The organism is Aeromonas sp. A04, assembly GCF_047780465.1.
GTDB lineage: Bacteria > Pseudomonadota > Gammaproteobacteria > Enterobacterales > Aeromonadaceae > Aeromonas > Aeromonas bestiarum.
The window spans coordinates 705,132-716,130 of record NZ_JBLNHP010000001.1 but is presented as its reverse complement, the minus strand read 5'-3'; the positions used below and the strand labels follow the sequence as shown (position 1 = coordinate 716,130).

Sequence of the window (10,999 nt, the reverse complement as noted above, 5' to 3'; positions counted from 1 at the left end):
CCTTGCTGGAGACGATTCTCCCGGCCACCTTCTGGCAACGTGGCCGTTTGTGGTTGCGCCAGACTTGGCTTGTGCTGCGGCATCTACCCCGCTGGCTGCGCCTGACTGGGCTGTTATTGGCTGGCGTGATCCTGTTGTTGCTGGTGCTGGATCGCGCCTTCCCGCCGCCACCGCTGGATCCCGCCTTTGCGCGGGTGGTGCTCGACATCAAGGGGCGGCCGCTGCGGGCCTTCGCCGATACCAGCGGGGTGTGGCGCTATCCCGTGACCCTGGAGCAGGTCTCCCCCCGCTATATAGAGGCGCTGCTGGGCTACGAGGATCGCTATTTCTGGCGCCATCCCGGGGTCAACCCTGTGGCCATGGTGCGCGGCATCGGTCAGTGGCTGCGCTATGGGCGGGCTGTTTCGGGGGGCTCGACTCTCACCATGCAGGTGGCCCGCCTCATCGAACCCTATCACAGGAGCGTGCCCGGCAAGCTGCGCCAGATGGCGCGGGCGCTGCAACTGGAGTGGCACTACGACAAGCGCACCCTGCTTACCGTTTACCTCAATCGGGCGCCGTTTGGCGGCAACCTCGAAGGGGTGCAGGCGGCCAGCTTTGCCTATCTGGGCAAGAGTGCGGCCAAACTCACCCATGCCGAGGCCGCCCTGCTGGCGGTGCTGCCGCAGGCACCCAGCCGTTACCGGCCGGACAGGCACCCGGATCGCGCCCGCGCCGCCCGTGACAAGGTGATGCAGCGACTGGTCAGGCAGGGGGCCTGGCCAGCGGCAGTCTGGACGGAGGGGCGCATCGAACCCGTGCTGGCGCGCGGCCACTTCACCCCCATGGAGGCGCCGCTGTTTGCCCGCCTCGCCGCCGACAGCCAGCCGGGGGCCCTGGTGCACACCACCATAGACGGGGATCTGCAGCGCTGGCTTGAGGCGCGGGTGGAGAGCTATATCCGCCGTTTCCCGGAGCAGACCTCCGCCGCCCTGTTGCTGGTGGACAACAGAACCATGGCGGTGCGCGCCTACGTGGGCAGCGCCGAGTACGGCAACTTGAGGCGCCACGGCTACCTCGACATGGTGCAGGCGATCCGCTCCCCCGGCTCCACCCTCAAGCCGTTCATCTATGGTCTGGCGCTCGATGCCGGGCTGGTGCACTCCGCCTCCCTGCTCTCCGATGCCCCCAGATTGGGATCCGACTATAGACCCGCCAATTTTACCGGGGCCTTTCAGGGACCCGTGACCCTGACCCGGGCGCTGCAGCAATCTCTCAACGTGCCGGCCGTGCAGGTACTGGAGGCGCTGGGGCCAGCTACCCTGGTCAATCGACTGGACAACGCCGGGGTCAGGCTGGCCCTCTCCGACAAGCCCAACCCCGCCATTGCGCTGGGGGCGGCGGGCATTCGGCTGGAGCAGCTGGTGGCCCTCTACAGTGCGCTCACCCGGCAGGGACAGGTGGCGATGCCGGTCTGGCTGGCGGGACAACAGGCGGTCTCGCGACCCTTGCTGAGCCCGGGCGCCGCCTGGATCGTCTGGCAGATCTTGAGTGCGCAGGGGCGGGCGGATCAGCCCTTTGCCAGCGAGGCGACCGGCCGGGTCAACCGGCTGGCCTGGAAGACGGGCACCAGCTACGGCTATCGCGACAGCTGGGCGCTGGGGGTCTCCGGTCGCTGGACCATTGGTGTCTGGCTGGGGCGCCCGGACGGCACCCCCTTGCCCGGTTTTTACGGCCAGAGCGCGGCCGTGCCGCTGCTGCTCTCCGTTTATTCGCGGCTGGGGGACAACAGCCCCTTGCCGGCGCAGCCCAATACGGTGAGCGAGGCCGACATCTGCTGGCCGCTCGGGCGGCGGGTGAGTGCCACCCTGCCAGAGGCCTGCCTGCAACAACAGAGCGCCTGGCTGCTGGATGAGCGGGATCCCCCCACCTTGCCGGACCCCATGGATTGGCCCTCGCCGCTGCGCCAGGTGGCGCTGACCGAGCAGGGAAACCCCACCCTGGCGCGCTGCAGTGATGCGACCCATTCAAGCTGGCGAGCACTCTGGCCGCTCTCGCTGGAACCCTGGCGGGCGCCGGGGGAACGGCGCACGGCGCTGCTGGCAAGCCATTGCGCGGGGGAGGGGCAGAGTGCCGATCTGCAGGCGCCCATTCGCATCGTGGCGCTGGGGGAGGGCAACCTTATCCGCAGCCAGCGCTATCGCCTGCAACCCAGGGTGCTGGGTGGCGTGGGCAAGCCGTTCTGGTTTCTCAACGGCCAGCGGCTGCGTTGGGACGGGGATCAGGTATTGAGCGAGGCGGGACGCTACCAGCTGGTGGTGGTGGATGAGGCGGGCAACAGCGACAGAGTCGAATTTCGGCTGGAAAACCCCTCCTGAGGAGACTCCTGATCCGCGCTGACCAAGCGCCAGAATATTGACGGCGCCTCATGTCACCAAGACGGGATCAGACGGTGATCCGATCCCGTTGGACCCTGTTGGCGGCCGGCGGGCTCAGGGTTTGACTTGCCCCAGCCGGGTGAAGAAGTGCTGGCTCTTGCGCTGGTGAAAATGACTCTTCTTGATGGGATGGAAGATGAGGCTGCTCTTTGGGTGGCTCGCCTTGAGCTGGTGGATCATCGCCATGGCGGGCAGGCCTGTGCTGACCAGCGTGGTGAGCGGCAGGCTTTGAGTCTCTGGCCCCAGCAGCTGATTGAGCCCTTGCTGCGCCAGCTCGAAACGAGTCAGGGCCGTTGGCTCGGCATAGCCACTGCCGAGCATGGCCAGCAGGGCATCGAGGGCCTGATGAAACTCGGCCAGCTGCTGGCGAAAGCCGCTGCGGGCGCGCAGGGCAATCAGCTCGGCAAACGGGATCTCGCTCAGGTGAGTGGGCACTTGCAATGGTATCTCGAGGTGGAAGCAGTCCTGCCCGCCCCGGTTGTGGTAGCGGGATTCGAGCAGGTGCAGCAGCCGGTCCAGATAGTCGTGATCCGTGATGAGGGCACCCTCATTGGCGAGTGCCCACTCACGGGCTAGGCGCATGGAGAGCAGATTCGCGAAGCGCCGCGCCATCCTGATCCCCCCCTCATCTTGCGTAGCAAAGCCGTGAGTCAGGCAAAAGCCGTGCAGCCGCTCGAGACCGGCCTGGGTCGGGCAGAAGCAGTCGTGGTTGGCGCCTTGGCGCCAGCGAGTGATCAGCTCCTTGTTGCCGAACACCTTGTGGCGAGTGAAGTCAGGGGCTATGAGGCCGCCGAGCTGGCTCTCCAGCTGCGGGGTGATGTCTGCAAAGAAGCCAGGCTCAGGCCGCTCTGCCAGCAGATCGGTCTGCTCTTCCAGGGTATGGAGCAGGGCGGTGAGGCCGCTCTTTTCACTGACGGTAAAGACGAAGGCGAGTCGCTCTAGATAGAGCAGGGCAAACTTGAGCCAGAGCTCGTCGCGTACCTCCATGCCGGGGTAGTAGATATAGGTCTTCATCGGATCAGTCTGTTGTCAGGGGGTTGCCAGGGCGCAGGCTTGGGAATATACGCAAGATTGCCGCCGCGTCGCAAACGTTGCGTGGGGGAATGTGAGCAAACGCGCATCCAGTAGGCGCCGGCCAGAAAGTTCTGATATAATTCGCGCCCTTAAATCAAGGCCACCCGAGTCAAAACCATGAAGTTCATTATCAAGCTGTTCCCGGAAATCACCATCAAGAGCAAGTCAGTTCGCCAGCGCTTCACCAAGATGTTGCAGGGCAACATTCGCAACGTGTTGCGCCGTTTCGACGAAGACGCCCGCGTACGGATGGATTGGGACAAGCTGGTAGTGAGCTCCCGCAACGATCAGTTCCACGCCCAGTATCTGGAGACGCTGGCCTGCATCCCGGGCATCCAGTATTTCCTCGAAGTGAAGCTGAGCAACTTTACCGACCTGCACGACATCTTCGAGCAGACCCGCGCCGTCTGGGGCGATCGCCTGAAAGGCAAGACCTTCTGCGTGCGTGCCCGCCGCGTCGGCAAGCACGACTTCAGCTCGCTGGAGCTGGAGCGTTATGTGGGCGGCGGCCTCAATCAGCATTGCGAAACCGCCGGTGTGCGTCTGAAGAAGCCCGATATCCAGGTCAACCTGGAAGTGGAAAATGACGAGCTCTACATCATCAGCGCCGTTCACCACGGCATGGGGGGCTTCCCCATGGCGACTCAGGAAGATGTGCTGAGCCTGCTCTCCGGCGGCTTTGACTCGGGCGTGGCCTCCTACCAGTTCATCAAGCGCGGTTGCCGGGTGCACTACTGCTTCTTCAATCTCGGCGGCGCCGCCCACGAGATCGGTGTCAAGCAGGTGGCCTACTACCTGTGGAACAAGTTTGGTGCCTCCCACAAGGTGCGTTTCACCGCCATCGATTTTGAACCCGTGGTGGCCGAGATCCTCGAGAAGATCGACAACGGTCAGATGGGCGTGGTGCTCAAGCGGATGATGATGCGTGCCGCCGGTCAGGTTGCCGACTACTTCCAGATCCCGGCGCTGGTGACGGGGGAGTGCGTGGGTCAGGTCTCCAGCCAGACCCTCACCAACCTCAACGTCATCGACCGGGTGACCGACAAGGTGATCCTGCGCCCGCTCATCACCTGGGACAAGCCGGACATCATCAGCGAAGCCCGCCGCATCGGCACCCTGGAGTTTGCCGAAACCATGCCGGAGTATTGCGGCGTCATCTCCAAGAAGCCGACCATCAAGGCTGTGCTGTCCAACATAGAGGCTGAAGAGGCCAACTTTGACTTCGCCATCCTGGACAAGGTGGTCTCCGAGGCCCGTTACCTCGACATCCGCCGCATCGGTGAAGAGACTGCCGCCGAGGTACAGGAGGTGGAGACCACGCAAGTGCTGGCCGCCGATGAGGTGATCCTGGATATCCGCTCCAGTGATGAGCGCGACGAGAAGCCGCTGGTGGTGGAAGGGCGCGAGGTACAGCACCTTCCCTTCTTCAAGCTGGCCACCGCCTTTGGTGATCTGCCAAAAGAGAAGACCTACCTGCTCTACTGCGATCGCGGTGTGATGAGCAAGCTGCAGGCGCTCTATCTGAAAGAGAAGGGCTTTGACAATGTGAAGGTGTACCGCCCGTAACGGCATGCGCTTTCCATAAAAAAATCCGGCCAATGTGCCGGATTTTTTTATTTCACGCTGATTGCATCCTGACGTCGTGCGCGGCTCAGGGGCAGGGGACGGGTGTAAAGGTCGATTGCCCCTGACAGCGCCAGCCCATTTCGGCTTGCCGCATCTGCCACAGGTTGTTGCTGCGAAACAGGGTCAGGATGTAGATCATGTCGCTCTTGTTGCCATCGAGGGCCACCGAGAGCACCAGATCGTTGTCCAGCTGTTGTGCCTGGATACGACTGGGTATGTCGCTGTGGCCGACGAAACGCAGCGCCACTTCACGATAATCATTGACCCAGGTTTGCTGGGCAGTGCTTGCCTGGCGGATCTGCTGGTTGAACTGCTGTACCGGGGTAGAAGCCAGTCGTCCGAACAGTACCTGTGCATCGGCTTGCGCCGTTGCCACATTCATCAGTAACAGGGAAGTGATGAGCCCAAGTTTTTGCATGAGGGATTCCGGCTTACAACGACTGGATCCTATGACAACAGAAAAGCCTGCTTGGTTCAACGTAACGAGGCCGGGAGTGCGACATGGCGCCCCCGGCCTGGATATCAATGGCGTTGCAGCGAGAAGGTGGGCAGTGACAGGTGCCAGTAGATGGCGGCAACCCGCAAACCGAACACGGCCGTCATGCAGATGAGCATGGCGGTGACCCTGTCCATATTGACCTCAAGCGCCAGGGTGTAGAGGATGCCGCCCAGGATGCAGGCGGTGGCATAGATCTCCTTTTGCAGCACCATGGGCACCTCCCGGGCCAGCACATCGCGGATCATGCCGCCAGCCACCCCTGTCATGGTTCCCATGATCACGGCAATCAGGCCGGGGGAACCAAAGTTGAGGGCCTTCTGGGTGCCGATCACGGTGAAGAGGGCCAGCCCGAAGGCATCCGCCACCGGCAGCACATACCAGGGCATGCGACGGGGCAGCTTGACCATCCACATGCCGATCAGCGCCGTGGCGATAACGACCCAGATATAGAGAGGGTCACGCACCCAGAACACGGGGGTGGCCCCCAGGATCATGTCACGTATGGTACCGCCACCAATGGCGGTGACGGCTGCCAGCACCATGACGCCGAAGCCATCCATCCTGAGCCGCCCCGCAACCAGCACGCCAGAAAACGCGAATACCGCAGTACCAAACATGTCGCTGATGTAAACAATCTGCTCAACCAGTGTCTGCATGGAGAACAACTCACGTCCAATTGTTGATGGGGCCGCGATTTTAGGGGCTGGGCCAGCATCTGACCAATGGCTGCCTGCAAAAGTGGGAGCCAGACCAAGTTTTTGCAGGCGGGATGGGTGGGAGGCAGAGGGGACGTGGCTGCTGGCTTGAGGCGGGAGCCGCAGCTGGCAAGGGGGCTGTGCTTCTCATTGTCCTCCGCCTGTGCCTGCATCCTGCTGATAAGGGGCACTTTTTGAATTTTTTCCCTTAAGTCCTGCGAGAATGTGCCGATAAATAGGGTAAGCGGCGTTAATGCGATGAAGCGTTAAAAATAATGCTAAAGACATCGAAAAAGAGGCCGTTAAATAAGACGCATCGGACATGAAAGACAATAAAGTTCGAGCAAATTAGATAGTAAATTTAATAGCTTAGGAGAATGGTCATGGGTCTTTATATCAATACGAACGTTTCATCGCTCAACGCTCAGCGTAACCTGATGAACACCAACAAATCTCTGGATACTTCCTACACCCGCCTGGCATCTGGTCTGCGCATCAACAGCGCAAAAGATGATGCCGCCGGTCTGCAAATATCCAACCGTTTGACCTCCCAGATCAATGGTCTGGATCAAGGTAACCGCAACGCCAACGATGGTATTTCCGTTGCCCAGACCGCTGAAGGCGCCATGGACGAAGTGACCTCCATGCTGCAACGGATGCGTACCCTGGCTCAGCAATCCGCTAACGGCTCAAACAACACGGATGACCGTACCGCGTTGCAGCAAGAGTACTCCCAGCTGATGACTGAAATCGACCGCGTGGCCAAAGACACCACCTTCGGTGGCCAGAACCTGCTCAAGGGCGGTTACGTGGGCTCCTTCCAGGTCGGTGCCGATGCGGGTCAGACCATTACCTTCCGGATGACCACAGCCTTTACCATCTCGGGCATGGCTTCAGCAACCAGCGGCAGTGCGACTGTGGCGACCACTGCCTCAGGTGAACCTTATGCAATCACCAAGACGGCGGGAACACCGGTCAGCTCCACCAGTATGTCGACCATCACTGCAGCAAGTTCCGCCCAGTCGGCCATGGCCAACTTGGACTTCATGATCAAGGTTGTGGACAGCAAACGAGCTGAATTGGGTGCGGTACAGAACCGGTTTGACTCGACCATTCGCAACCAGGCGAACGTGTCCGAGAACGTTAGTGCGGCCCGCTCACGGATCCGTGATGCAGATTTCGCGACAGAAACCGCCAACCTGACCAAGCAGAACATTCTGCAACAGGCTGCATCGACCATACTGTCACAGGCAAACCAGCGTCCTCAGTCAGCCCTCTCGCTGCTGCAGGGCTAACAAAAGAAAACAGGGCGGTTGTTCAGGCCGCCCTGGTCAAGAGATGGAACAAAGGGGTGTTCGGGTTTGCACTCTGTTCTATCGGGAGAGAATCAATTCTCTATTACTAATGCCAAGTGTTGTCCAGCTGTTCAGTTCTGTCACCCTTGGTCGTATTCTCCTGAGCATATGCTCATTTTAGGCCGGATTTTCCGGCCTCTTTTTTATTGTGCCGTCAAATTGACGCCACTCCATCATAGCAAGCACAAACCGTGCCAAAACCAATCTCTCCTGTGTGCATGTCGTCATGGTGCCTGACGTCACATGGCGAGTCTTCTGATGCCTGCGATTTGCCGCTTGCCGGATAAAACTTGCCGCCTTCGGCAATTATTTTCCTAAAGCTTGTGTCCATGCGGCCGTTAAATAAAGTGAAGCAATCGAGGGGTGTTCGGAATCCAACGTTTGCACTACTGCGGGTGGCCTGTTCGTTCAAACAGACACCCGCCAGAAGACACAGGATTGTTCAACCTGTTCTTCTAACGGTGGGACGTCGCTTTGGCGGCGCAACCCGCAGTCGCATGTTCTTCGGGAGAATATTTTATGGCCATGTATATCAACACGAATACTTCATCACTGAACGCCCAGCGTAACCTGATGAACACCAACAAGTCCCTGGATACGTCCTATACCAGACTGGCCTCAGGTCTGCGTATCAACACCGCCAAGGATGACGCAGCCGGTCTGCAGATCTCCAACCGTTTGACCTCACAAGTCAATGGCCTGGATCAAGGTAACCGCAACGCCAACGATGGCATCTCTGTTGCTCAGACCGCTGAAGGCGCCATGGATGAAGTCACCTCCATGCTGCAGCGTATGCGTACCCTGGCCCAGCAATCGGCCAACGGTTCCAACAACACTGACGACCGTACAGCACTGCAGCAGGAATTCGACCAGCTGACCACAGAGATCGACCGTATCTCCACCGATACTTCCTTTGGTGGTCAAAAACTGCTGGATGGCAACTACAAAGGTTCCTTCCAGGTCGGTGCCGATGCCGGTCAGACCATCACCTTCAAGATGACATCTGCCTTCACGATCAGCGGTATTGCGTCATCGACCAAGGGCAGTGCTACCGTTGCAACCAGCGCTACCGGTGAACCCTACACGGTAACCAAGGGCACCACTGCTGTGACTTCCACCAGTGTAAGCAGCATCAGTACTGCTAAGGATGCCCAGACCGCCATGGCCAACCTTGATTTCATGATCAAGGCGGTTGACAGCAAGCGGGCAGAGTTGGGTGCGGTGCAGAACCGTTTTGACTCGACCATTCGCAACCAGTCCAACGTCTCCGAGAACCTGAGTGCAGCACGCTCTCGTATTCGTGACGCAGACTTCGCGACTGAGACGGCCAACCTGACCAAGCAAAACATCCTGCAACAGGCTGCCTCCAGCATCCTGGCGCAAGCCAACCAAAGACCGCAATCTGCCCTGTCCCTGCTGGGTTAACAGACAGGCTGTGATGAGATAGAAAGAGGAGCGACGATATGGCCAATGAAATTGGAATCCCGTCATCGGTCACTCCTTCTTCTCTTCAGTCAAGTAGCAAGAGCGGCCAATCGGCCGCTCAAGTGCTATCTGGCACGACAGAAGAGCAGCGGGTGACGGCACAGGATGTGAAAAAACAGCAAGAGGTCAAAGCTGAAGAAAAAAGCAGCAAGCAGGACACCTCCGAGATTGATGTTGAAAAAGAGGTTCAAAACTTGCAGGAGTTCAGTAAGTTGCAAGGATGGACAGTAAATTTCAGTGTTGAGAAGGATCTCGAGCAGGTCGTCATCAAGGTGATGGATGCTGAAACCAAATCTATGATTCGCCAGATACCCAGTGAAGAGTTGCTGGCCATCAGCAAACGGATCAAGGATTTGCGCGAAGGCGATGTGGCCGGTGGAGGCTCGCGCGTCGGGTTGTTGCTCGATAAAGAGATCTAATACGCAAGCGTTACGAGGAGAGTGAGTATGACCACGATTACTTCTGCAGGTGCGGGTTCGGGACTCGACCTGGAGTCAGTGATTGCTGCCAGTGTCGATGCCAAGAAGGCACAGCTGCTGCAGCCTATCACCACCAAGAAGACCAACACTCAGATCACTCTCTCAGGGGTTGGGCAGCTGAAATCCGCAATTGCCTCTTTCGTGACCACGCTCAAGGCGATGTCCAAGGATGATGCCTTCAACAAGCGGGCCATCTCTATCACCCAGGACAAGGATAATCCTGTCCTCAAAATCGAGAGTAAAGCGGGAGCTTCCAACGGGCAGTATGACATTACCGTCGAAAAATTGGCAAAGACCAGCAGGTTTGAAGGTGTGTTCGACAAATCCACCGACCCTCTTATTACCCAGGATGGTGTCCTGACCTTCAAGGCCGGTGACAAGACCTTTGACGTGGATGTCAAGGCGGGGGATACGCTGCAATCCATTCGCAAGCGCATCAATAATGACGGTGACAACTTCGGCCTGAGCGTCAACATCATGAACACATCCGATGGCAAGTCCAAACTTGTCATCGACTCTGGCATCAGTGGTACAGGCAAGGATCTGCAGATTACCGGCAATACCACTGAGCTGACTGACAACCTTGTCTCCAAGCTGAGCCAAAAACAAGCTGCTCAAGATGCCCAGATCAAAGTGGATGGCAGCACGCTGACCAGTGCGACCAACACATTCGATGGCACCATTGCAGGACTCAAGCTCACTGTGTTGAGGGAATCGGACAGTACCACGGTCGGGACCACGACTACTTACAAGTCGAACAAGGTTGACGTGACCACCGACAAGGGCGGCATCAAGGACATGGTCAAAAGCTTCATCGATGGCTATAACGCCTTGGTGAAGAAGAGCAGTGACCTTGGCAAACGCAACTCGATTGTGGCAGGGGTCAGTCAAAATGATGGCGGTGCCTTGGCCGGTGACGCCACGACTCGCGCCGTGGCCAACATGATGAGCGGTGCGATCACAGAGCCTTCCAATAACTCCTCCACTTTTTCGACCATCTTCCAGTTGGGTGTCAAGATGGACAACAAGGGAGTACTCTCCCTCGATAGTGAAAAATTTAATGAGGCTATCGACAAGAACTTCGACCAGGTAGTTGCCGTATTTGGTGGCAAGGATGGTGTGGCGGGCAAGTTGGCCGGGCAGCTTGAAAGTTACTCAAAAACGGGCGGGTTGCTTGCCAAACGTGAAGAGAGCCTCAATTCGGATCTGCGCGATGTCAATCGCAAGCAGTCGGATGTCGCGGCCCAGCTGACCAAGTATGAAGAGACCCTGCGTGCCCGCTACGGGAGTCTGGATAGCATGCTGGCCAAGATGAACAAGTCGGCCTCATATTTGAATCTGCTCAACACCAAGAGCAGCTAATTTGTAG

General features: G+C 58.7%; 9 protein-coding genes. 6 read left to right on the top strand and 3 right to left on the bottom strand.

Annotation, left to right across the window (positions count from 1 at the left end; genetic code table 11):
• Nucleotides 1-14: 14 nt before the first annotated feature.
• Nucleotides 15-2,357 (top strand): penicillin-binding protein 1C, encoded by a 2,343-nt coding sequence (gene pbpC / locus ACM3N8_RS03160; protein WP_416015882.1) that lies wholly within the window; start codon nt 15-17, stop codon nt 2,355-2,357.
• Between the two features lie 114 nt (nt 2,358-2,471).
• Here pbpC and ACM3N8_RS03155 read toward each other — a convergent pair whose 3' ends face one another.
• Nucleotides 2,472-3,431, bottom strand: coding sequence for a hypothetical protein (locus ACM3N8_RS03155; protein WP_290016900.1), 960 nt, complete (start codon nt 3,429-3,431; stop codon nt 2,472-2,474).
• Between the two features lie 177 nt (nt 3,432-3,608).
• On the opposite strand from ACM3N8_RS03155, the gene thiI reads away from it, so the two are divergent.
• Nucleotides 3,609-5,057 carry a tRNA uracil 4-sulfurtransferase ThiI gene (gene thiI, locus ACM3N8_RS03150; protein ID WP_043557085.1) on the top strand — a complete coding sequence of 483 codons (1,449 nt, stop codon included), beginning with the start codon at nt 3,609-3,611 and terminating at the stop codon, nt 5,055-5,057.
• Between the two features lie 85 nt (nt 5,058-5,142).
• On the opposite strand, the gene ACM3N8_RS03145 is transcribed toward thiI, so the two are convergent.
• Both ACM3N8_RS03145 and ACM3N8_RS03140 read right to left on the bottom strand, forming a co-directional pair.
• The gene (locus ACM3N8_RS03145) at nt 5,143-5,535 is read right to left on the bottom strand and encodes a hypothetical protein (RefSeq protein ID WP_042865809.1); all 393 of its coding nucleotides are present in this window, start codon (nt 5,533-5,535) and stop codon (nt 5,143-5,145) included.
• Between the two features lie 104 nt (nt 5,536-5,639).
• Nucleotides 5,640-6,272 (bottom strand): trimeric intracellular cation channel family protein, encoded by a 633-nt coding sequence (locus ACM3N8_RS03140; protein ID WP_042865810.1) that lies wholly within the window; start codon nt 6,270-6,272, stop codon nt 5,640-5,642.
• A gap of 422 nt (nt 6,273-6,694) precedes the next feature.
• Here ACM3N8_RS03140 and flaA point away from each other — a divergent pair, with 422 nt between their 5' ends.
• The 4 genes from flaA (at nt 6,695) to fliD (ending at nt 10,992) form a co-directional block, all read left to right on the top strand.
• On the top strand, nt 6,695-7,606 hold the full coding sequence (gene flaA / locus ACM3N8_RS03135; protein WP_098984381.1) for a flagellin A: 912 nt from the start codon (nt 6,695-6,697) through the stop codon (nt 7,604-7,606).
• Between the two features lie 579 nt (nt 7,607-8,185).
• A complete protein-coding gene (gene flaB, locus ACM3N8_RS03130) occupies nt 8,186-9,091 on the top strand; it encodes a flagellin B (RefSeq protein WP_098984380.1) in 906 nt (301 codons plus the stop codon).
• A 38-nt stretch (nt 9,092-9,129) separates the two neighbouring features.
• Nucleotides 9,130-9,570, top strand: coding sequence for a flagellar protein FlaG (locus ACM3N8_RS03125; protein ID WP_098984379.1), 441 nt, complete (start codon nt 9,130-9,132; stop codon nt 9,568-9,570).
• 27 nt (nt 9,571-9,597) lie between these two features.
• Nucleotides 9,598-10,992, top strand: coding sequence for a flagellar filament capping protein FliD (gene fliD, locus ACM3N8_RS03120; RefSeq protein WP_290016899.1), 1,395 nt, complete (start codon nt 9,598-9,600; stop codon nt 10,990-10,992).
• Nucleotides 10,993-10,999: the final 7 nt, after the last annotated feature.